Raw genomic sequence first — 22,315 nt, forward strand, 5'->3', positions numbered from 1 at the left:
GCTCAACACCTGGGAGCATAGCGACATGAAAGCGGATTCCGTTCTCGCCACCATCGGCAACACCCCGCACGTGCGCCTGTCCCGCCTGTTTCCCGACCACGAGGTATGGGTGAAGAGCGAGCGCACCAATCCCGGTGGCTCGATCAAGGACCGCATCGCCCTTTCGATGATCGAGGCCGCCGAAGCCGACGGCAGCCTCAAGCCCGGGGGCACCATCGTCGAACCGACCAGCGGCAACACCGGCATCGGCCTCGCCATGGTGGCGGCGGTCAAGGGCTACAAGCTGATCCTGGTCATGCCCGAATCGATGTCGATCGAAAGGCGCCGGCTGATGCTGGCCTATGGCGCCACGTTCGACCTGACGCCGCGCGAAAAGGGCATGAAGGGCGCGATCGCCCGCGCGCAGGAAATCGTCGAGACGACCGACGGCGCGTGGATGCCGCAGCAGTTCGAGAACGGCGCGAACATCGCTGTCCACGTGCGCACCACGGCGCAGGAAATCCTGAAGGACTTCGCCGACACGCCGATCGACGCGCTGATCACCGGCGTCGGCACCGGTGGCCACCTCACCGGATGCGCCGAAGTGCTCAAGAAGAGCTGGCCCAACCTCAAGGCCTGGGCGGTCGAACCCACGCTGTCGCCGGTCATCTCGGGCGGGCAGCCCGCGCCGCACCCGATCCAGGGCATCGGCGCCGGCTTCATCCCCGGCAACCTGCACACCCAGTCGATCGACGGCGCGATCCAGGTCGATCCGGCCGACGCCAAGGAATGGGCGCGTCGTTCTGCGCGCGAAGAAGGCCTGCTGGTGGGCATCAGCTCGGGCGCGACGCTGGCCGCCATCGCGCAGAAGCTGAAGGAGCTTCCCGCCGGCAGCCGCGTGCTCGGCTTCAACTACGACACCGGCGAACGCTACCTGTCGGTGCCCGACTTCCTGCCGGAGTAAGCCGCGTGGCGCTCCAGCAGGTCGACTACCAGGACGGCGACGTCGCGCTCACGGGGTGGCTCGCGCTGCCCCAGGGCGCGGCGCGCGCGGGCATCGTGATCTTTCCCACGATCATGAACCGCAACGCCCCAATGGACCGGCGCGCGCAGATGCTGGCCGATGCCGGCTACGTCGCGCTGATCGCGGACTTCTATGGCGAAACGCCGGAGGACTTCGCCGCATCGCAAACGCTGTCGGCCGCGTTGAAGGCAGACGTCGATGCCTATCGCGCGCGGATCGCGGCGGGCATCGCCGCGCTGCGGGCGCACCCGGCGGCGGCGGGCCTGCCGCTGGCGGCCATCGGCTACTGCATGGGTGGCCAGGCGGTGCTCGAAGCCGCGCGCGACGGGCAGGACCTGCTGGCGGTGGCGAGCTTCCACGGGATTCTCACCACCGACCGCAAGGCCGACAAGGCGATCGGCCCGCGCGTGCTGGTCTGCCACGGCGATGCCGACCCGCTCGCCCCGCGCGACCATGTCCTTGCCTTCTGGGAGGAAATGGACGCGGTCGGCGCGAAGTGGCACTTCCACAGCTATGCGGGCGTCAAGCACGGCTTCACCGATCCCGGCAGCGACGCGCGCGGCCTGCCGGCCATCGGCTACGATGCCAGCGCCGACCGGCAATCGTGGGCGGCGCTGACCTCGCTGCTCGACGAAGTGCTGGGTTAGACCAGCTTCCAGTCCTTCAGCGCGGCGACGTTGCGCTCCGCCAGCGTCATCAGCAGCCGGTCATTGTGCTCGGTGGAAGGCATGGCCATGATCGCGCCGACCGTGAACTGCAGCGCGATGGGCAGTGCGGCGGCATAATCGGTGCGCGCCCGTTCCAGCGTCCATTCCGGCGCGACCTTGCCCACGGTCGCCACGCTCGCTTCGATCAGCGCGTTTTCGCAATCGCGGCGATCGTCGGGGGTGAGCGATCCGGCAAGGAAATAGGCGAGATCGAGCATCGGGCTGGCCTTGGTGGCGAATTGCCAGTCGATCAGCCACGCGCGCGGACCGTCCGGCGTATCTTCGAACATCACGTTATCGACGCGCGGTTCGCCGTGGACCAGCGTTTCGCCCTGCGCCGCGGTGCGGATGGCGGCCTCCATGCGGGGCACGAAGGCGTCGATCGCGTCGAGCACGGAGGGAGCGAGGCGGCCGGTGAAGCGGTTGCGGAATTCAGCGGCGGCGGCGGCATAGCCCTGCGCCGATTCGGCGGCCCCGCCCGCGCGATCCTGCAGCCAGGACGCGCCTTCGAGACGCGGATCGCCCCAGCTCGCGGCATGGAGCTTGGACAGTTCGGCCGCCACGGCATGGGCCTCTGCCACCGAGCAGCCGGCGATCTGGTCGCCCGCGCGAGTCCGTTCGGACAAGTCTTCCATCACGAGGTTGATGCCACGCCCATCGTCGCTGACCTTGCGCCAGAAGGCACGCGGGGTGGCGAGCGGCGGGTTCTCGCCGAGGAATTCGTAGACCGCGCATTCGCGGGCATAGACCTGCGCCGCGCCCGCCATCTCGATCGCCTGCGGGATGGCCGAGGTGATCTTGCACACCACCGCGCCCACCGCGTCGGCGGCGTTGGCATTGTAGGTGATCTGGGTGCGGATGGTCTGCGACATGTTGCCATGGCCGATCGCCTTGTTGGCAAGCAGGCTGACGCGCGGTGACGCAACGCCCGCGTGCTGCAGCATGGCCTGGATCCAGATCGGCGTGATCTGGTCGACGGTGGCGATCAGCGCCGGTTCGGGCAGGTCCTGCGGCACCGAGCTGTCACCCTCCACGCCCCAGCGGCCCGGGGTGTAGCTCGAATTCCAGCAGTCGGTGAACTTGCCGTCGACCGCCTTGAACACCTCGATGCCGCACAGGTCGATCCGCTCGCCCTTGCGCGTGTGCATGTTCCACACCGAGGTGACGTAAGTGTCGTCGGCACAGAGCACTTCGTGGGTGAAGTAGGGTTCGGCGCGCTCGGACTGTTGGCGCACGCGGGCCATCTGGTCTTCGAGGCTGAGCGCGGTGACGCTGCCGGGATCGTGGCGGATGATCGGATCGGCGCAAAGCTCGGCGATCATCTCGACCTTGCGGTTGTTCCAGACCTCGGTCCAGTAAAGCTCGATAAGCTCCCTGGGGCTGCGCTTGGCCATCACTCTCTCCCGGATAATCTTAACCGCGTGGTTAAGCCGCCGGGAGAGAGTTGGTCAAGGACGACTATTCGGTCAGGCCGCGAAAGCTTCGGGCGGCAGCGCCATGATGGTATCCGCCCCCGCCTCGATCTCGCGACGCAGCGCGCCTGCGTGGGGAGCGAAACGCAGCGCCCAGTGCTTTGCACAGACGAGCTTGGCGGCATAGAACGAAGGCTCCTCGCCCCCGTCGGCGCGCGCGGCGATCTTCGCCATGCGCAGCCACATCAAGCCGGTGGCGGCAATGCCCAGCAGCGTCATGTAGGCATAGGCCCCGGCGCCGAGGTTGTCGGGGTTGGCCATGGCGTTGGACATGAACCACAGGGTCGATGCCTTCAGCTCGCCATTCACCTTGGCAAGGCGTTCGGCAACGAGCCTGACCGCGTCGTTGTCGCTGCCTTCGGCGCATTCATCATCGACCAGCTTGAAGAACGCCTGGATCGCGCGGCCGCCGTTGAGCGCCAACTTGCGCCCGGCAAGGTCCATCGCCTGAACGCCGTTGGCGCCTTCGTAGATCATCGCGATGCGGGCATCGCGCACGAACTGGTCCATGCCGTTTTCGACGATGTAGCCATGCCCGCCCCACACCTGCTGCATGTCGGTGGCGACCTTGTAGCCCATGTCGGTGCCGTAACCCTTGATCACCGGGGTGAGCAGGCCGATCAGGTCGTCTGCTTCCTGCCGTTCGGCCTCGGTCGCCGCCTTGTGCGAAAGGTCGACCAGAAGGCCGCCCCACAGGCACAGCGCGCGCATGCCTTCGATGAAGGTCTTGCCGTCCATCAGCATCCGGCGGACATCGGGGTGGACGAACAGCGGATCGGCCTTGGCGGCGGGGTCCTTGGCGCCGGTGAGCGAGCGGCCCTGGCGGCGTTCGCCGGCATAGGCGACCGCGTTCTGGTAGGCGACTTCGGCCTGCGCGAGGCCCTGGATGCCGACGCCGAGGCGCGCCGCGTTCATCATGATGAACATCGCGGCGAGGCCCTTGTTCTCCTCGCCCACGAGCCAGCCCTTGGCGCCATCGTAATTCATCACGCAGGTGGCGTTGCCGTGGATGCCCATCTTGTGCTCGATCGAGCCGACCGACACGGCATTGCGCTCGCCCAGCGAGCCGTCCTCGTTCACCAGCACCTTGGGCACGATGAACAGCGAGATGCCCTTGGTCGAATCCGGCGCGCCCGGCGTCTTGGCGAGCACGAGGTGGATGATGTTGTCGGCAAGATCGTGGTCGCCCGCCGAGATGAAGATCTTGGTGCCGGTGACGGCATAGGAGCCATCGGCCTGCGGTTCGGCGCGGGTGCGGATGAGGCCGAGATCGGTGCCGCACTGCGGCTCGGTCAGGTTCATCGTGCCGGTCCATTCGCCCGAGATCATGCGCGGCAGGTACTTGGCCTTCTGCTCGTCAGACCCCTTGGCAAGGATCGCCGAGATCGCGCCCGCGGCAAGGCCGGGATACATCGCGAAGGCCTGGTTGGATTCGCCCATGTATTCCTCGAAGGCGAAGCCCAGCGCGTGCGGCAGGCCCTGCCCGCCGAATTCCTGCGGCGCGGTCAGCGTGCCCCAGCCCGCTTCGCGGAACTGGTTGTACGCCTGCTTGAAGCCGGTGGGCGTGGTGACGCTGCCATCGGCATGGCGGGTGCAGCCTTCGCGATCGCCCACCTGGTTCAGCGGCGCGAGCACTTCGGAGGTGAAGCGGCCCGCTTCCTCGATCACCGCGTCGGTCATGTCGCGGGTGGCGCCTTCGAACCCGGGAAGGTTCGCATAGGATTCGAGGCGGACGAGTTCGTTGAGCACGAAGCGGGTATCGCGCGTGGGCGCCTTGTAAACGGGCATGAGGGGTGCCTTCTGCTAAGGGTACGGGTCAGTCGACGTCGCGGCCGGCGGCGCGTTCGCGCGAGACGACCAGATCGACGAAGCTGGTGAGTTCATCGATGGTGGCGGCAATGTCCGCCTGCTGCTTCTGGAGCATGTCGATCCGTTCGCGGCACTTGGCGATGGTGACGCGGCGCTGTTCGGCGCGGCCATCGTCGAGATCGTAGAGATCGATCATGTCGCGGATTTCGGACAGGCTGAAACCGACGTTCTTGGCCCGCATGATCCAGGCGAGCCGCGCGCGGTCGCGCTTGGAGTAGATGCGCGACAGGCCGACACGGGTCGGCGAGATCAGCCCTTCGTCCTCGTAGAAGCGAAGCGCGCGGGCGGTCACTCCGAACTCGGCGGAGAGGTCGGAAATGGTGAAATTCTCGCGCGCCAGCGCATCGGGCTGGTCGAGGTGGCCGGTGTGATCGGCGCTTTGGGCGACGGACTGGGTGAGCGGCTGCGACGACATGGCCGCAACCTAGCTAACCTTTACGTAAGCGTCAATGCCGTCAGGCGTCCTCGATCCGGGCGAGGCTGCCGTCGTCTTCGATGCGGCGGTAGAAGCACGAGGGCGCAAGCGTGTGGCACGCAGGGCCGGCCGGCTCGACCCGCAGTTCCAGCGCGTCCTGGTCGCAATCCACGCGGATCTCGATCACCTTGAGCACGTGGCCGCTGCTTTCCCCCTTCATCCACAACCGCCCGCGCGAACGCGAATGGAAGTGGGCGAACCCGGTCTGGCGCGTTTTCGCGATCGCTTCGGCATCCATGTGCGCCAGCATCAGCAGCGCGCCGCTGGCATGATCGACCGCCACTGCGGTGACGAGCCCGGCGGAATCGAACCGGGGCATGAACACGGCGCCCTGTTCGCGCAGCTCGGTTTCGGAAGAATGCGCGGAAATGGGACAGGCCTTTCGGATCGTTACCTCACCACAATGGTGGTTTGTTGCACGATAACCACAGATGGCGCCGAAAATCCATGCGCCGCGCACATGGGACTTTCGTCGCGGGCGGGGATCGTGGATGAAGAGCATGCGGTTTGAGGGAGCCGCATCTGGACCGCCGAAAGGCGGCGCGAAGCGCCAAAGTTCAGGGAAAAAACGAGGGGCCTTTGCCCGAGCCGATCCCGCGGTGACACCGGGCGGCAGGGCACTGGAACGATGAGGGATACGGCGACGGCTGGTTCGGGGGGATCAGCCAGACGCGAGAGCGGCGCCAGCATTTCGTCACGAGGACGCCCGGGACTTCGGTTCCGGGCGTTTCTCGTTTCAGGGCCCTTCCCGCTTTGCCCCCTTCAACGCCCGGCATGCGGGACTCCTTCGCCCGGACTTCACGCCGCTGCCTGGCTTTCCGGGCCGGCGGCCTGCGTCGCATCGTCGATCGCTTCGTCCAGCACGCGGGCAAAGCAGGCGATGCGCACCCGCGCCGCGCCCGCCTGGCGCAGCGCCTTGATGCAGGCATCGGTGGTGGCGCCGCTGGTCAGCACATCGTCGACCAGCAGCACGCTGGCGCCAGCGATTCGCCCGCTGCGCGCAGGGTTGGCGCGGATTGCGCCGGCAAGCGCCCGGGCGCGGCTGCGCCGGTCGAGCCCGCCCAGCGAGGGCGTGCGGCGCGTGCGTTCAAGCGCATCGATGCACAGCGGCTGGCCGAGCGCGCGGGCAATGTGCTGCGCCAGCACCGCCGACTGGTTGTAGCCCCGCTTCCACAGCCGCCAGCGGTGCAGCGGCACCGGCACGACCAGCCATGGCCCATCAAGCGGCGGCACGCGCGCCGCCATCAGCCGCGCGAGCAGCGCGCCGAGCGCGACGCGGCGGCCGTGCTTGAAGGCGAGCACCAGCTTGCGCGAGGGCGCGGTGTAGAGCGTGGCGGCGCTGATCCCGTGATGGCGCGGCGGGCGGACCAGGCAGGCGGCGCAGACCAGCCGGTCCGAATCGCGCGCTGCGTCGGCGGGTGCGTCGGTCTGGGCAAGCGGTCGCTGGCAGCGGCTGCAGGACGGATCGCCCGGCACCACCAGCGTGCTCCAGCATGCGCTGCACAAGCCGCCCTGCTCGGCCAGCGCCTCGCCACACAAGGGACAGCGCGGCGGGAACACCAGGTCGAGCAGCGGCACGAGCAGCGCGGGAGCGGTCATGCCGCGATACTCCGCGCAAAGCGGGGGGCTTGGCAAGAGCGTGCCGGGCGGGCAGGCACGCGCCATGGCCAGCGCGCTTCCCCCCCAGACTCCGCCGACGATCTTCTCCCCTGCCCGGCGCCTTGCCGTGCGGCGGCGGATGCAGCGCTTGCAACAAAGGGCCGATGCCGCGCGATACCTGGCCGAGGACATGGCCGAGGACGTGCTCGAGCGCCTTGGCTTCCTGCGCCACGAACCGCGCCGGGCGCTGCTGATCGGCGATGTGACCGGCCAGGTTGCGGCGGCGCTGCGCGCGCAAGGGTGCGACGTCGTGGTGGCCGACCCCGCGCCGCTTCCAGGCGAACAGGAACTCGACGAGGAAGCCCCCTACCCCTTCGGCGGGTTCGACCTCGTGGTGAGCCTCGGCACGCTCGATAGCGTGAACGACCTGCCCGGCGCGCTGGTTCACGTGCGGCGCGCGCTGGCGCCCGACGGGCTCGCGGTGATCAGCTTCATCGGCGCGGGCAGCGTGCCGGCGCTGCGGGCGATCATGCTGGCCGCCGATGGCGAGCGCCCTGCCCCGCGCATCCATCCGCAAGTCGACGTGCGCGCCGGCGCGCAGCTGGTGCAGCGCTGCGGCTTTGCCGATCCGGTGGCCGATTCGCGCGCGCTGACAGTGGCGTTCCGATCACTGCGCCGGCTGGTCGCGGACTTGCGCGAACAGGGCCTTTCGGCGGTTCTGGCGCGCGGTGGCCCGGCCTTGGGCAAGGCGGAGCTGGCTCGGGCCGAGGCCGCCTTTGCCGCGGCGGCGGACAGCGACGGGCGCGTGGTCGAACGCTTCGAGATCGTGACCCTGAGCGGCTGGGCCAAGCCGCTGCGCGCCCCCAAGTTCTGAGAACTCGCGTTTCCATCAGTTGAGGCGGCCCCCGTGCGCCGCCACCTTCGCCTGCGATCCGGCACAGGCCGGAACCAGCGAGAGGATTACCCAATGCGTTTCAAGGACAAGGTCGTCATCACCACCGGCGCCGGATCGGGCCTGGGCCTTGCCACCGTGCAGCGGCTGGCGACAGAGGGCGCAACGCAGGTGCTGGTCGATCTGCGCCAGGACTGGCTCGATGCCGCCAAGGCGAGCTTGCCCGCCGATGCCAAGGTCACGCTGGTGCAGGCCGACGTTTCCGACGCCGCGCAAGTGCAGGCCTATGTCGATGCGGCGGTTGCGGCGCATGGCCGGATCGACGGCTTCTTCAACAACGCAGGGATCGAAGGGCGCCAGAACCTGACCGAAAACTTCGGTGCGGAGGAATTCCACCGCGTGATCTCGGTCAACCTTGATGGCGTGTTCTTCGGCCTTGCCGCCGTGCTCAAGGTGATGCGCGAGCAGGGATCGGGCGCGATCGTCAACACGGCATCGGTGGGCGGCATCCGGGGCGTTGGCAACCAGAGCGGCTATGCCGCCGCCAAGCACGGCGTGGTCGGCCTGACCCGCAATTCGGCGGTGGAGTACGGGGTCCACGGCATCCAGATCAACGCGATTGCGCCGGGCGCGATCATGACCGCGATGGTCGAGGGATCGCTGCGCCAGATCGGCGGCGAGAACTGGGAAGAGGCCGGGCGGCAGTTCGTTTCGGTCAACCCGATGAAGCGCTTCGGGCGGCCCGAGGAAGTGGCCGCGCTGGTGGCCTTCCTGCTTCGGGCGAAGCGCCGTTCATCAACGGCGCGACCGTGCCGATCGACGGCGGCCAGTCCTACAAGTACTGATCGGCGCGAGATCGAAGGATCGAAAGGGCGGCGGGACCGGATGGCCCCGCCGCCCTTTTCGATTCAGCCGAGCGCGGCCTGCGCGGCGGCAAGGCGGGCGATCGGCACGCGGTAGGGGCTGGCCGAGACGTAATCGAGCCCGGTCTTTTCGCAGAACGCGATCGAGGCGGGATCGCCGCCGTGTTCGCCGCAGATGCCGAGCTTGAGGTCGGGCCGGGTCTTGCGACCGCGCTCCGCCGCGAGTTCGACCAGCTGGCCCACGCCTTCGATGTCGAGGCTGACGAACGGATCGCGCGGGTAGATGCCCTGGTCAACGTAAGGGTTGAGGAAGCGCGCGGCATCGTCGCGGCTGACGCCGAGCGTGGTCTGCGTAAGGTCGTTGGTGCCGAACGAAAAGAACTTCGCTTCCTCGGCAATCTCGCCCGCCATCAGCGCGGCGCGCGGCAGTTCGATCATCGTGCCGACCATGTAGTCGAGCGTGCGGCCCTTTTCGGCAAAGACTTCGCCCGCCACGCGATCGACCAGCGCGCGCAGGATTTCCAGTTCGCGCTTGGTGGCGACGAGCGGGATCATCACTTCGGGGATCGGCGCATCGCCGCTCGCCGCCGCGACATCGCAGGCCGCTTCGAAGATCGCGCGGGCCTGCATCTCGTAGATTTCGGGGAACGTGATGCCAAGGCGGCAGCCGCGATGGCCGAGCATGGGGTTGAATTCGTGCAGTTCCCCGGCCCGACGCTTGAGGTGATTGACGCCAAGTCCCGTCGCTTCGGCCAGTTCCTCGAACTCGGCGTCGGCGTGCGGCAGGAATTCGTGCAGCGGCGGATCGAGCAGGCGGATGGTGACGGGCAGGCCCGCCATGACCTCGAAGATCGCCTGGAAGTCGCTGCGCTGTTCGGGCAGCAGCTTGGCGAGCGCGGCGCGGCGGCCGGCTTCGTCCTCGGCGAGGATCATCTGGCGCACGGCGCTGATGCGGCCGGCTTCGAAGAACATGTGTTCGGTGCGGCACAGGCCGATGCCTTCGGCGCCGAACTGGCGCGCGACTTGGCAATCGAGCGGGGTTTCGGCGTTGGTGCGCACCTTCATACGGCGGTGCTTGTCGGCCCAGACCATCAGCGTGCCGAAGTCGCCCACCAGTTCGGGCTCCACGGTCGGCACCTTGCCCGCCATGACATCGCCGTTCGAGCCATCGAGCGTGATGACGTCGCCTTCGGCAATCTCGCGGTTGCCGATGCGCGCGGTGCGGGTCTTCATGTCGATCGACAGGGCGGACGCGCCCGAAACGCAAGGCCGCCCCATGCCGCGCGCCACAACCGCCGCGTGGCTGGTCATGCCGCCCCGCGCGGTGAGAATGCCCTTGGCCGCGTGCATGCCGTGGATGTCTTCGGGGCTGGTTTCGACGCGGACGAGGATCACCGCATCGCCACGTTCGGCGAGCGTCTGGGCGGTATCGGCATCGAACACCACCGCGCCCGAAGCCGCGCCGGGCGATGCCGGCAGCCCCTTGGTCAGCACATCGCGCGTGGCCTTGGGATCGAGCGTGGGGTGAAGCAGCTGGTCCAATGCCATCGGGTCGATCCGGCGGATCGCGGTGGCTTCGTCGATCAGCCCTTCGCCGACCATGTCGACCGCCATCTTGAGCGCGGCCTTGGCGGTGCGCTTGCCCGAGCGGGTCTGGAGCATGAACAGCTTGCCCTGCTCGACGGTGAACTCGATGTCCTGCATGTCCTTGTAGTGCTTTTCGAGCAGCTCGAAGACATGGGCGAGCTCGGCATAGGCGGCGGGCATCGCCTCTTCCATCGACAGCGGCTTGGCCCCCGCCGCTTCGCGCGCGCGCAGCGTAAGGTACTGCGGGGTGCGGATGCCGGCGACGACGTCCTCACCCTGCGCGTTGACCAGCCATTCGCCATAGTAGGCCTTCTCGCCGGTCGCGGGATCGCGGGTGAAGGCAACGCCGGTGGCGCTGGTATCGCCCATGTTGCCGAAGACCATCGCCTGCACGTTGACGGCGGTGCCCCAGCTCTGCGGAATGTCGTTGAGCTTGCGGTAGACCTTGGCGCGATCCGATTCCCAGCTTTCGAACACGGCGGCGATGGCGCCCCACAGCTGTTCTTCGACATCCTGCGGGAACGGGCGGCCGAGCTCTTCGGCAACGATAGCCTTGTATTCGCCCACCAGCGCCTGCCAGTGTTCGGCCTGCATCTCGACATCGTTGAAGAAGCCGTTGTCTTCCTTGGCGATTTCGAGCGCGTCTTCGAAGCGATGGTGATCGAGCCCGAGCACCACGTCCGAGTACATCTGGATGAAGCGGCGGTAGGAATCCCACGCGAAGCGCGCATCGCCTGAACCGGCAGCGAGCCCTTCGACCGTGGCGTCGTTGAGGCCGAGGTTGAGCACCGTGTCCATCATGCCCGGCATCGAGACGCGCGCGCCCGAGCGGACCGAGACGAGCAGCGGGTTGGCGGCATCGCCGAAGCTGCGTCCGGTGACCGATTCGATGTGCTTGACGCCAGCGGCGACCGCCGCGCGCAGGTCGGCATCGAAGGTCTTGCCGTTTTCATTGTAGAGCGCGCAGACTTCGGTGCTGATCGTCAGCCCCGGCGGGACCGGCAGGCCGATGCTGGCCATTTCCGCAAGGTTTGCGCCCTTGCCACCCACGATGGTCTTGTCCTTCGACCGCGGATCGCTGGAAACTGCGCCGCCGCCGAAATGGAATACGTATGCGCTCATGGGTGTATCGATGCTCCCAAACTACGTCTCGGGCCGGACGTTTGGCGTCCGGCCTTGTTCCCTCGATTAGCCCTCTATGCGGGAAAAGTCTGCAACTTTGTGCACTGCAGCACGGAAGCGAGACAGGATCCCGAGGCGCGAGGCGCGCTTGTTCGCATCTGCATCGTTGACCGTCACCTGATCAAAGAACGCGTCGATCGGCGCGCGCAGGCTGGCCAGCGCGGCCATCGCGGCGGTGAAATCCTCGGCCGCGACGGCGTCGCTCGCCTGGGGTTCGGCCGCATCGAGCGCGGCGATCAGCGCGGCTTCGGCCGGCTCTGGCTGGTAGGAAAGCGTGCGTTCGGGATGCGCGAACTGCGCGGCGATGTCCTTGAACGCAGGATCGTCGACCAGCACGAGCGGGTCTTCCTCGCCGGTGGGCGGCACGACGCCTTCGCCGTGGGCGCCGGCGGTCTGGTCGTTCGCCTCTTCCTTCTTGAGGATGTTGGCGGCGCGCTTGTAGCCCGCGAGCAGGTTGGTGCCATCCTCGGTGCCGACGAAGGCCTGCAGCGCATGGACGCGGGCGAGCAGGCGGACGAGATCGTCCTCGCCGCCCAGAGCGAACACGGCGTCGATGAGGTCGTGGCGGACGCCTGCCTCGCGCTGCTGGACCTTGAGGCGGTCGGCGATGAAAGAAAGAAGGTCGGAAGATGGGCTCTCCATCTCGACGCCCTGCTGACGATAAAGCTGAGCTGACGCATCGAAGAGTTGGCCGAGTGCGAGACGCAGGCCCTTCTCCGTGACCAGCCGGATTACGCCGAGCGCCGCACGACGCAGCGCGAACGGGTCCTTCGAGCCGGTTGGCTTGAGATCGGCTCCGAAGAAACCGACCAGCGCGTCCACCTTGTCAACCAGGGCGGTCAGCACTGCCGCGTCTTCGTCCGGCAGCGCATCCGCCTGCCCAACGGGCTTGTAGTGATCACGAACTGCAGCGACGACGGCGTCGGGCAGACTTTCGGCCCGTGCGTAATAGCCGCCCATCAGGCCTTGGAGTTCGGGAAACTCGCCCACCATCTCCGTGACGAGGTCAGCCTTGAGAATGGCCGCCGCCTGCTTCGCAGCGGGAACAGCATCGGCGAGCTGGCCTTGGAAGGCATCGACCAGCGCAACGAACCGATCCTGCCGCTGTGCGACCGTGCCGAGCTTTTCGTGGAAGGTGATGCGGCCAAGCTTTTCGGCGTGCTCGACAAGCGGCTTCTTCTTGTCCTGTTCCCAGAAGAAGCGGGCGTCGGACAGGCGCGCGGCGAGGACCTTGCGGTTGCCGTCGACGATGGCCGCGCCGCCGTCGGTGGCGGCGATGTTGGCGGTGCAGACGAAGGCGTTGGCGAGCTTGCGATCCTCTCCGAGCTTGCTCGGGGAGGTGGCAGACGCGGCAGCGTCTGACGGAGGGGCCCCTCCACCGTCCTGCGGACGGTCCCCCTCCCCGAGCAAGCTCGGGGAGGAACTTTCTACGCAGATGAAGTACTTCTGGTTGACGCGCGCGGTGAGCTGGATGACTTCGGGCGGCACGTCGAGGAAGGCTTCGTCGAAACGCCCGAGCAACGGCACGGGCCATTCGGTGAGGCCGGCGTTCTCGATGACGAGGCCTTCGTCCTCGACCAGCACGAGGCCGGCGGCGGCGGCAGCGGCCTTGGCCTGTTCGCGCACGATGCCTTCACGCTCGGCATGGTCGACGATCACGTGGCACGCGCGCAGCTTGTCGGCATAGTCGTGCGCGCCGCCGATGGTGATCTCGCCGTGGTGGTGGAAGCGATGCCCCGCCGTGGCGTAGCCCGAGCGGATGCCGCCGACTTCGCATTCGACAAGGTCTTCGCCGAGAATCGCGACGATGCCCGACAGCGGGCGCACCCAGCGCAAGGCATCGGTGGCGATCGAGGCGGCGCCCCAGCGCTGGCTCTTGGGCCAGGGGAAGGCGCGGATGATCGCGGGGATTGCGGCGGCGAGCACGTCCTCGGTGGCGCGGCCCGGCTTTTCGGTGATCGCGAACCACACGCCGTCGCGCTCGGTCAGCTGGTCCTTGGAAAGGCCAGTCTTGCGCAGGAAGCCTTCCAGGGCCTGCTCGGGCGCGCTGGTGCGCGGGCCCTTTACTTCCTCGCTGACGGCGTCGGTCGCCAGCGGCAGGTCACGCGCGATCAGCGCGAGGCGGCGCGGGGTGGACCAGACGGTGATCGCGCCGGCCTTGAGGCCCGCCGCCTCCAGTTCCTTGCGGAACAGCTTTTCGAGATCGGCGCGCGCGCCCGCCTGCATGCGCGCGGGTATTTCCTCGCAGCGCAGTTCGAGAAGGAAATCGGCGGTGCTCACAGGAAAGAACTCCGTTCGCTTCGAGCGAAGTCAAGAAGCGGGGGGCGGCGTGTCTCGACTTCGCTCGACACGAACGGACCAAGGGCTGACGGACGGGGGGCTGACGGTTGAAGCGCAGCGGTGCTCATGCCGCCCACTCCGGATACTTCACGGCCCATTCGTCCTTGAACTTCGCCATGTAGGCTTCGCAGGACCCACGCGCGAGATCGCGGACGCGGGCCATGTAGCTGGCGCGTTCCTGCACGCTGATCACGCCGCGCGCCTGCAGCAGGTTGAACAGGTGGCTGGCCTCGATCGCCTGTTCATAGGCGGCGATGGGCACGTTCGCATCCAATGAGCGGCGGCATTCCTCCTCGGCGCGGCGGAAGCCTTCGAACAGGCTGTCGGTATCGGCGACTTCGAAGTTCCACTTCGACATCTGCTTCTCGTTTTCGAGAAACACCTCGCCATAGGTCACGCCGGGGCGATTGCCCCTGGGCGCATTGAAGGCCAGGTCGTAGACGTTGTCGACGCCCTGGATGTACATGGCGAGGCGTTCGAGACCATAGGTCAGCTCGCCCGCGACGGGGCGGCAGTCGAACCCGCCCATCTGCTGGAAATAGGTGAACTGCGTGACTTCCATGCCATCGCACCACACTTCCCAGCCGAGGCCCCAGGCGCCGAGCGTGGGCGATTCCCAGTCGTCCTCCACAAAGCGGATATCGTGCACCAGCGGATCGATGCCGATTTCGACCAGCGATTGCAGGTAGAGTTCCTGCAGGTTCTCCGGGCTCGGCTTCAGGATCACCTGATACTGGTAGTAATGCTGCAGCCGGTTCGGGTTTTCGCCATAGCGGCCGTCGGTCGGACGGCGGCAGGGCTGCACGAACGCGGCGTTCCACGGCTCTGGCCCCAGCGCGCGCAGCGTGGTGGCGGTGTGGAACGTGCCGGCGCCCATGCGCATGTCATAAGGCTGCAGGATCAGGCAGCCCTGTTCACCCCAGAAAGCGTGGAGGCGCAGGATCATGTCCTGCAGGCTGAGCGGTGGTTTTGCTGGTGAGGCCATGGTGGCGCGGGCTTTGGCCGATGAGGGCCCGCAAATCAACCGTTCGCCGCAACCGTCGGGCCGCTTGCGCCGCCGAACGCGCTGGTCCATCGCTGCTTGCCGATGAACCGAGCGATCCGCCTTGTCCTTGCCGTGCTGCTGCTGGCCGGCTGCCACGCCCCTGCAACGCCCACGGAGGCCGCGCCGAAAGTCGCGCTGTGGGAAATCTCCGACGATACCGGGGCCGTGCACGGCTGGCTGTTCGGCACGGTGCACGCCCTGCCCGCCAGCCTCCACTGGCAGCGCCCCGCGATTGAGAGGGCCCTGGGCAGCGCCGACCGGCTGGTGCTCGAGATCGGGCAGCCGCTCGACGAAAAGGTCGCGGGCGAAGCGATGGGGCGCGTGGCCTTCACCGACGGACTGCCGCCGGTGTCGCAGCGGGTGGGTCCGAAGTATCGCGATGCGCTGGCCAAGGTTTATCGCAAGCTCAACCTGTCCGACGATCAGTTCAAGGACCAGGAAGACTGGGCCGTGGCGCTGCAGATCGCGGCGATCAGCGGCCAGAAGGAAGGCATGATGCCCGACAGCGGGGTCGAGCCCGAACTGCGGCGGATGAACGGCGCGCGGCCGGTAGAGGGGCTGGAGACGCTCGACGGCCAGTTCGGCGTGTTCGACCGCCTGCCCGCGCGCGCGCAGCAGGTGCTGCTGGAACAGGTCGCGGTGGAGGCGACCGACGACAAGGACGACGAGGCCGACCTGATGCAGCTGTGGCTGCGCGGCGACGAGCTCGGCATCGCGCGCGAATCGACCACCGGCTTCCTGGCCGACGCGCAGCTGCACGAAGCGTTGCTGACCGGGCGCAACCGCGCCTGGGCGGACGAGATCGACGCGATGCTGAAGCGCGGGGCCAGGCCCTTCATCGCGGTAGGCGCGGCGCACGTGGCGGGCAGCGACGGACTGCCGCGCATGCTGATGGCGCGCGGGTGGAAAGTGCGGCGGGTGGATTAGGGTCCGACCAGCTACGTCATCCCGGGCTCGACCCGGGATCCCGCTTCTTTCTTGCCAGCGCACAGAACAGCGGGACCCCGGGTCAAGCCCGGGGTGACGGTAGACACTGGATGGGAGGCACAACCAGCGTCCCACCCGCCCGCGCTTTTCCTTGCTTTTCGCGCGCGATCGGCTATGGGCCGCCGCTTCCCCGTCATGGTCATCCCTGGAGGCGTGGCGGGAGAATTGGAACAACAAGCATTTTCGGAAGGTACAGTCCATGAGCGAGACGCTTACGCTGGCTGCCGAGACGCGCGATCGGGTTGGCAAGGGAGCCTCCCGTACTCTGCGTCGCGAAGGCCGCACCCCCGCCGTGATCTACGGCGAAAAGCAGGAACCCATCGCGATCCACGTCGAAGAAAAGGCGCTGGTCAAGGCGCTGGGCACCGGCCACTTCTTCAACTCGATCGTCGAGCTGACCGTGGGCGGCCAGACCGTTCGCACCCTGCCCAAGGACGTTGCCTTCAACCCCGTTTCGGACCGCCCCGAGCACGCCGACTTCCTGCGCCTTTCGGCCGACCACGCGGTGCACGTGAACGTGCCGGTCGTGTTCGCGAACGAAGAGCAGTCGCCCGGTCTCAAGAAGGGCGGCGTGCTGAACATCGTCCGCCACGAACTGGAACTGGTCTGCACCCCGGACGCGATCCCCGACGAGATCACCGTCGACGTGTCGGGCTATGAAGTGGGCGATTCGATCCACATCAGCGCGGTGACCCTGCCGGCCGGCGTGAAGAGCGCGATCACCGATCGTGACTTCACCATCGCCACGCTGGTCGCCCCGTCGTCGCTCAAGAGCGAAGAAGGCGACACCACCAAGGAGGACTGATCGTCCGGCCTGGTGGACTTCCGCCTGCGCGCGGAAGGCCGCGAACGCACAAAGGAGCCCCTCCCGCCTTCGGGTCGGAGGGGTTCTTTTTTTGCCCGCCCGCTTCTGGCATGGCCGCAGCGGCGTCATTTCGGGAATTGATCATGCAGGTGTGGACAGGGCTCGGCAATCCGGGCCCCCAGTATGCGCTCAACCGCCACAACGTGGGCTTCATGGCGCTGGACACGATCGCCGAAGTCCACGGCTTCGGCCCGGTGCAGAAGAAGTTCCAGGGCTGGGTCCAGGAAGGCCGCATCGGCACGCAGAAGGTGCTGCTGCTGAAGCCGGCGACGTTCATGAACGAAAGCGGCCGCGCCGTGGGAGAAGCGCTGCGCTTCTACAAGCTGGGCACCGATGCCCTCACCGTGTTTCACGACGAACTCGACCTTGCTCCGTTCAAGGTCAAGGTGAAGCAGGGCGGCGGCACCGCCGGGCACAACGGACTGCGATCAATCGACCAGCACCTGGGCCCCGACTTCCGCCGCGTACGCATCGGCATCGGCCATCCCGGCCACAAGGACCGGGTCACCGGCTATGTGCTGGGGAACTATGCCAAGGCCGAGCAGGACGATCTGGCAGACATGCTGGGCGCGATGGCGGCCGAGGCGGAGTGGCTCGCCAAGGGTGACGACACGCGCTTCATGAACGATGTCGCGCTGCGGCTGCAGGACTGAGCGAACAACCTTTTTCCCTTGGGCAACGGTTTGTGAACGGCCGGCGATCTATCCGGTCCGGATAGTCGGCAGAGTTTACAACCGAATTGGCTGCGCTAGCCCGTTAACCAACAGGATTGGCGGTTTTCCGAGTTTGGCACCGCTCTTGCAGAATACCGGGTTAACCGAACAAGACGTACAAGGGGATCTACCATGAAGCGTTCGCTCGTCATTGCCACCGCCCTGATGGGCTCGCTCGCGGCTTCGGCTCCGGCCCACGCCACCTGGTTCCACACGCACTACTGCAACTGCGGTGACGCGACCGGCGCCGGCATGTGCCCGGGATCGAGCACCAGCTCGTCGACCACGACTTCGACCTCGGGTGGCACCACCACCACCTCGGGCGGTACGACCACGACTTCGGGCGGCACCACCACCACCTCGGGTGGCACGACCACGACTTCGGGCGGCACCACCACCACGACGTCGGGCGGCACCAAGGTTCCGGAACCTGGCATGCTCGGCCTGATGGCCATGGGCCTCGTCGGCCTCGGCGCAGCGCGTCGCCGCCGCCGCTGATTTCCCGAAAGGACGGCGCGTGCGGGTTCAGCCCGCCGTGCCGCTCCGGACAAGATCGGCGCGGAACAGGCGATTGGCAGGATCTGCCTCGCTCGCCTGCTTGAGCAGCCGAACCATCACCTCGCGGTCGCGTCCAGCCTCCAGCCGGACCAGCCCCGCGAGGTGAATCATGTCGGGGTTGCGCGGCGCAAGCTCCAGCGCTCGGTCGGCATGGGCAATCGCCTCGTCGGCCCGGCCCGCCTTGCTGCAGGCAAACGCGATCAGCTTCTGCGCATCGGCGTCGTTCTCGTAGCCGGGAATGCGCTGCACTGCGGCGATCGCCCCGGCCCAGTCCTGCCGCATCAGCGCCGCATTCGCCTCGCCCAGCGCCTGCTGCCCTGCCTTGAACGCCGGCGATGACAGCCGCGCGGCATACTGCGCCGCCGCCGGATCGTTGGCCGCGCGCGCCGCGCGCAGCGCCAGATCGAGCTCGCGCGGGCCCGCCGTCACTCCGTCGGCCAGCGGCCGGATGGTGCGCAACGCACCCGCGCCATCACCCGTCGCCAGTTCGGATTCGCCGAGCATGATCCGCACATAGGGGTTCTGCGGCGAGAGCAACGCCGCCTTGGCGAAGATGGCGCGCGCCTGTTCGGGGTGGTTCAGCGCCAGCAGCGCCTCGGCATATTTGAGCCCGTTGGCAGAGCGCGGATCGAGATCGGCTTCCATAGGCGCAAGCGTGGTGCGCACCTTCTCCCAATCGCCCTTTTCCGCCGCGATCTGCACGCCGAGTTCGACCACGCGCGAATCGTTGGGCGCGATCGCCGCGGCGCGCGAAACGAAGCCTGCGGCATCGTCGACCTTGCCCGCCATGTCGGCAAGCGATGCCCGCGCCAGCAGCGGCTCGATCCGCTTGGGGTGATCGGCAATGGCCGCGTCGTAGATCTTCGCGGCTTCGTCCCGCCGGCCTTGCTTGAGCGCGAGTTCGCCCGCGATCAGCTGCGTGTCGAGCGATTTGGGGGCAAGACGCTGCATCGTCGCCAGCGTGTTGGCTGCGCCGGTCCAGTCCTGCGCCTCGATCAGCATGCGAGCGTAATCGCGGGCAAGCTGCAGGTCGGGCTGGCCCGCCATGCCCTGGCGATAGGCCTCGTTCGCGCCGGGGTAATCCTTGAGCGCATAGAGCGCCGCGGCGCGGATCCGCCAGCCCGAGGGGCTGCGATCGTCACCCACCCAGTCCAGCGCCTGGCGCGCCTGCCCGCGCAGCAGTGCGGCCTCCGCCTTCCAGCGCGTCAATTCGGGCCCGCTGCGGCCTGCATCGACCAGCCGCTGCAGGGTGGCCTGCGCGCCATCGCCATCACCCAGCCGCAGCTGGCTCTGGATCAGCAGCACCAGCAGGTCTGCATTGCCGCTATCGCCATCGAGCGCGGCGAGCGCCTCTACCCGCGCGCCGGCGAAATCGTCGGCGGCATAGGCGGCACGGGCGTTGGCGGCATGATCGCCCCCGCCCTTCCCGCAGGCAGCGAGCGCGAGAAGCAGCGGAGCAAGGGCGAGCGAATGTCTCGAGAGGCGCATGGGCATCACGATCTGCCATCGAGGGCTGAAATTTCGGTGAATTGTCCGCATCCCGTCCACCTTCAGCTCCCCCGCCATCCGGCGATCTCTCCAGCGACGATGCCGCCGAGCTGCCCTTCGGCCCGGCCGATCGCATCATCGAGCCGTGGCGCTGGCAAGCCCAAGATCGGTTGCAGGGCGCAGATCGCTTCGTTACGTGTCGGCCCGGTTTACAACGATGCTGTGGTTAACCAACTGGAATCAAGCATTTCCGGGCTTGGCACATGTCTTGCTCATAACTTTTTCAGCAAACTTTAACCATTGAAGGTCCCGCTCATGCGCCTGTCCCGCTCGATTGCCAGCCTCGCGGCGATTGCCAGCTTCGCGCTTGCCGGCACGGCATTTGCCGACTCTATGACCTTTGGCTCGACCGACATCAGCAAGTCGGTGACGCTGAACTACAACGGCTACAGCGGCAGCGGCGGATCCTCGATCAGCGGCCTGACCGGTTCGACCACGTTCACGCTGACCGGCGTGTCGAACAACACCTACACGTTCGACTATTCGGTTTCGAACACGAGCAGCGCGCCGGTCACCGGCTCGCGCATCTCCAGCTTCGCGTTCAACACCGATCCGACGATCGCCAGCGCGACCTCGACAGGCGCGTTCTCGCAGACCACGCTCAATTCGAACTATCCCAACGGCATCGGCAACGTCGACGTCTGCTTCAAGGACGCGACGACCGGTTCGTGCGCCGGTGGTGGCAGCGGCGGCCTGACGTTGGGACAGACGGGCACCGGCTCGTTCTCGCTGTCGTTCTCCTCGCCCGTTTCGGCGGTGACGCTGAGCGACTTCTTCGTGCGGTACCAGTCGATCACCGGCGTTCCCGGGATCAGCTCGGCAAGCGGCGCGGGCACGATCTCTTCGGGATCGACCACCAGCAGCGGCGGCACTTCGGTGCCCGAGCCGGGGATGCTGGGCCTGTTCGGCATGGGCCTTGCCGGCATGGCCCTCGCCCGCCGGCGCCAGGTGCAGCAGCGCCGCGCCTGATCGCAGCGACGAGGCAACAACGGATGGAGCCGGCCCGCAAGGTCGGCTCTTTTTCGTTTGACGCTAGCCCTTGCGCGCTTCGGCGTAATGGCGCTGGATCGTGGGGTTCTGGGGCGCCTTTGCAGCGGCATCGCGCAGCAGTTGCACGCCCCGCGCGCGGTCCCTGCCCTGTTGCAACAGCAGCCAGCCGAGCGTGTCCATCACCGACGCATTGCCCGGTGCTTCCTTCAAGGCGCGCTCGCCATAGCCGATCGCCTTGTCGAAATTGCCGAGCTGTCCTTCGGCCCAGGCGATGTTGTTGAGGACCATCGCGTTGCGCCCGTCGGTGGCGGCGAGGATGCGTTCGTAGGCATCGACCGCATTGGCCCAGTTGCCCTGGCGCATGGCGATATCGCCATTGGCAAGAAGGGCGCCCATCGCGCGCGGACTGGGGAAGCGGGCGCGGGCATCGAACGAGGCGATGTCGACATCGCCGGCGTCCTTGGCGGCCTTTGCCAGCAGGCGCAGATCGTCGGGCAAGGCGGTGCGGCTGGTGGCGAACGGCCGAAGCGTGACGACCGCGCCGGCGTTGTCGCCACCCGCCATCTGCGCCTTGGCCAGTTCGCGGCGCACGACGAGGTTTTCCGGATGACGCAGCAGCAGCGGGGCAAGACGCGCGCGCGCCTGTTCCGGCTGCCCCAGCGCAACGAGCGCCTGGGCATAGAGCACGTTGGCATCGTCGCGTTCGGCAAGCTGGCCCTCGGCCGCCTGCAGCAGATCGCGCACCTTCTGCCACTGGCCGCGCGCGGCGGCGAGCCGCGCGGACAAGTAGGTGACATCGGCATCGCTACCGACGCCCTTGAGCGCGCCGATAGCCTGTTCGAGCTGGTCGAGCCGACCGAGATCGCCGAGCACGCCTGCCCTGCCGACCAGCGCGGGAAGGTTGCCGGGATAGGCGCGCGCCGCCTTGTCGTAGGAGGCCAGCGCGCGCGAAAGATCGCCTTCGGCGGTCGAGACCTTGCCGTCGGCGATCATGGCATCGAGGCTGCCGCCATCGGCCTTGAGCGCCTTGTCGACGAGGACGCGCGCTTCGATCCGGTCCCCTTCGCCAAGGCGATAGCGCGCGGCGGCCGCAAGCAGACGGGCATCGTTGGGGTGCGCGATGACGCCGGCCGTGAATTCGCGCGCGGCCGCATCCTTGTCGCCCTTGCCCAGCAGCGCGAGCGCCCGCAGCCGCTGACCGGAAGCCGAATGGTCGTCCCCCAGCGCGGCCAAGGCTTCCGCCGGCTTTTCACGGAGCAGCGCCGCTTCGGCGACGAGCAGGCGGAAATCGGCGGGGCGACGATTGGCCGGCAGTTTCTGAAGGCTGGCACCCGCGGCGACGCCATCGCCCATGGCCAGCGCGTTGCGGGCGTGAAGCTCCAGCACGCGCGGATCGTCGGGCATGGCGGCCAGCGCGGCGGCAAGATCGGCCTGCGCGGCGAGGTAATCGTGATGGGCAAACTCCTGCCCGGCGCGGGCGAAGCGCTTGGCCGGATCCTCGCCACAGCCGGCCAGCACGGCGAGCAACAGGCCGCCGATCGCGGGAGCCAGCAGGCGATTAACGCTGTTCATCCGGACGATTCTCACCATTTCGGACCCGCTCTCACCGAAAGGTATAAA

19 protein-coding genes are annotated in these 22,315 nt (G+C 67.5%); 9 read left to right on the plus strand and 10 right to left on the minus strand.

Annotated elements, in window-relative coordinates:
* Nucleotides 1-25 precede the first annotated feature (25 nt).
* Complete coding sequence (gene cysK, locus HHL27_RS11455; RefSeq protein ID WP_169493529.1) at nt 26-943, plus strand: cysteine synthase A; 918 nt, start codon at nt 26-28, stop codon at nt 941-943.
* 5 nt (nt 944-948) lie between these two features.
* Entirely contained in the window at nt 949-1,650 is a 702-nt protein-coding gene (locus tag HHL27_RS11460) for a dienelactone hydrolase family protein (protein WP_169493530.1), read from the plus strand.
* On the opposite strand, the gene HHL27_RS11465 is transcribed toward HHL27_RS11460, so the two are convergent.
* From HHL27_RS11465 to HHL27_RS11485, 5 genes are all read right to left on the minus strand, one after another.
* Nucleotides 1,647-3,104, minus strand: coding sequence for a phosphotransferase (locus tag HHL27_RS11465; RefSeq protein ID WP_169493531.1), 1,458 nt, complete (start codon nt 3,102-3,104; stop codon nt 1,647-1,649). The two genes, HHL27_RS11460 and HHL27_RS11465, sit on opposite strands and share 4 nt — an antisense overlap.
* Nucleotides 3,105-3,176: 72 nt before the next feature.
* The gene (locus tag HHL27_RS11470) at nt 3,177-4,970 is read right to left on the minus strand and encodes an acyl-CoA dehydrogenase C-terminal domain-containing protein (RefSeq protein ID WP_169493532.1); all 1,794 of its coding nucleotides are present in this window, start codon (nt 4,968-4,970) and stop codon (nt 3,177-3,179) included.
* Between the two features lie 28 nt (nt 4,971-4,998).
* A complete protein-coding gene (locus tag HHL27_RS11475) occupies nt 4,999-5,466 on the minus strand; it encodes a MerR family transcriptional regulator (protein WP_169493533.1) in 468 nt (155 codons plus the stop codon).
* Between the two features lie 40 nt (nt 5,467-5,506).
* Complete coding sequence (gene hisI / locus HHL27_RS22435) at nt 5,507-5,845, minus strand: phosphoribosyl-AMP cyclohydrolase (protein WP_240959695.1); 339 nt, start codon at nt 5,843-5,845, stop codon at nt 5,507-5,509.
* Nucleotides 5,846-6,324: 479 nt separating this feature from the next.
* Nucleotides 6,325-7,125, minus strand: coding sequence for a ComF family protein (locus HHL27_RS11485; protein ID WP_169493535.1), 801 nt, complete (start codon nt 7,123-7,125; stop codon nt 6,325-6,327).
* Nucleotides 7,126-7,189: 64 nt separating this feature from the next.
* Here HHL27_RS11485 and HHL27_RS11490 point away from each other — a divergent pair, with 64 nt between their 5' ends.
* Both HHL27_RS11490 and HHL27_RS11495 read left to right on the plus strand, forming a co-directional pair.
* Entirely contained in the window at nt 7,190-7,999 is an 810-nt protein-coding gene (locus HHL27_RS11490; protein ID WP_169493664.1) for a class I SAM-dependent methyltransferase, read from the plus strand.
* Nucleotides 8,000-8,092: 93 nt separating this feature from the next.
* Nucleotides 8,093-8,977, plus strand: a complete 885-nt coding sequence (locus HHL27_RS11495) for an SDR family NAD(P)-dependent oxidoreductase (protein ID WP_206069545.1) — start codon at nt 8,093-8,095, stop codon at nt 8,975-8,977.
* Here the strand turns inward: HHL27_RS11495 and ppdK are convergent.
* The 3 genes from ppdK to HHL27_RS11510 all read right to left on the minus strand — a co-directional run bounded on the left by ppdK (nt 8,926) and on the right by HHL27_RS11510 (nt 14,974).
* Entirely contained in the window at nt 8,926-11,589 is a 2,664-nt protein-coding gene (ppdK, locus tag HHL27_RS11500) for a pyruvate, phosphate dikinase (RefSeq protein ID WP_169493536.1), read from the minus strand. The two genes, HHL27_RS11495 and ppdK, sit on opposite strands and share 52 nt — an antisense overlap.
* Nucleotides 11,590-11,655: 66 nt before the next feature.
* The gene (glyS, locus tag HHL27_RS11505; protein ID WP_240959727.1) at nt 11,656-13,875 is read right to left on the minus strand and encodes a glycine--tRNA ligase subunit beta; all 2,220 of its coding nucleotides are present in this window, start codon (nt 13,873-13,875) and stop codon (nt 11,656-11,658) included.
* Between the two features lie 178 nt (nt 13,876-14,053).
* On the minus strand, nt 14,054-14,974 hold the full coding sequence (locus HHL27_RS11510) for a glycine--tRNA ligase subunit alpha (RefSeq protein WP_169493538.1): 921 nt from the start codon (nt 14,972-14,974) through the stop codon (nt 14,054-14,056).
* Nucleotides 14,975-15,076: 102 nt separating this feature from the next.
* On the opposite strand from HHL27_RS11510, the gene HHL27_RS11515 reads away from it, so the two are divergent.
* The 4 genes from HHL27_RS11515 (at nt 15,077) to HHL27_RS11530 (ending at nt 18,097) form a co-directional block, all read left to right on the plus strand.
* Complete coding sequence (locus HHL27_RS11515) at nt 15,077-15,961, plus strand: TraB/GumN family protein (RefSeq protein ID WP_169493539.1); 885 nt, start codon at nt 15,077-15,079, stop codon at nt 15,959-15,961.
* A 259-nt stretch (nt 15,962-16,220) separates the two neighbouring features.
* A complete protein-coding gene (locus tag HHL27_RS11520; protein WP_169493540.1) occupies nt 16,221-16,826 on the plus strand; it encodes a 50S ribosomal protein L25/general stress protein Ctc in 606 nt (201 codons plus the stop codon).
* A gap of 143 nt (nt 16,827-16,969) precedes the next feature.
* Complete coding sequence (gene pth, locus HHL27_RS11525) at nt 16,970-17,539, plus strand: aminoacyl-tRNA hydrolase (protein WP_169493541.1); 570 nt, start codon at nt 16,970-16,972, stop codon at nt 17,537-17,539.
* A gap of 192 nt (nt 17,540-17,731) precedes the next feature.
* Nucleotides 17,732-18,097, plus strand: a complete 366-nt coding sequence (locus HHL27_RS11530; RefSeq protein WP_169493542.1) for a PEP-CTERM sorting domain-containing protein — start codon at nt 17,732-17,734, stop codon at nt 18,095-18,097.
* A gap of 27 nt (nt 18,098-18,124) precedes the next feature.
* Here the strand turns inward: HHL27_RS11530 and HHL27_RS11535 are convergent, their stop codons facing one another.
* Nucleotides 18,125-19,651, minus strand: coding sequence for a tetratricopeptide repeat protein (locus HHL27_RS11535; RefSeq protein WP_169493543.1), 1,527 nt, complete (start codon nt 19,649-19,651; stop codon nt 18,125-18,127).
* 309 nt (nt 19,652-19,960) lie between these two features.
* Here HHL27_RS11535 and HHL27_RS11540 point away from each other — a divergent pair, with 309 nt between their 5' ends.
* Nucleotides 19,961-20,674 carry a cistern family PEP-CTERM protein gene (locus HHL27_RS11540; RefSeq protein ID WP_240959696.1) on the plus strand — a complete coding sequence of 238 codons (714 nt, stop codon included), beginning with the start codon at nt 19,961-19,963 and terminating at the stop codon, nt 20,672-20,674.
* A 63-nt stretch (nt 20,675-20,737) separates the two neighbouring features.
* On the opposite strand, the gene HHL27_RS11545 is transcribed toward HHL27_RS11540, so the two are convergent.
* Nucleotides 20,738-22,267: a tetratricopeptide repeat protein gene (locus HHL27_RS11545; protein ID WP_169493544.1), complete on the minus strand. Its 1,530-nt coding sequence runs from the start codon at nt 22,265-22,267 to the stop codon at nt 20,738-20,740.
* Nucleotides 22,268-22,315 lie beyond the last annotated feature (48 nt).

Source organism: Novosphingobium olei (assembly GCF_012927405.1).
Lineage (GTDB): Bacteria > Pseudomonadota > Alphaproteobacteria > Sphingomonadales > Sphingomonadaceae > Novosphingobium > Novosphingobium olei.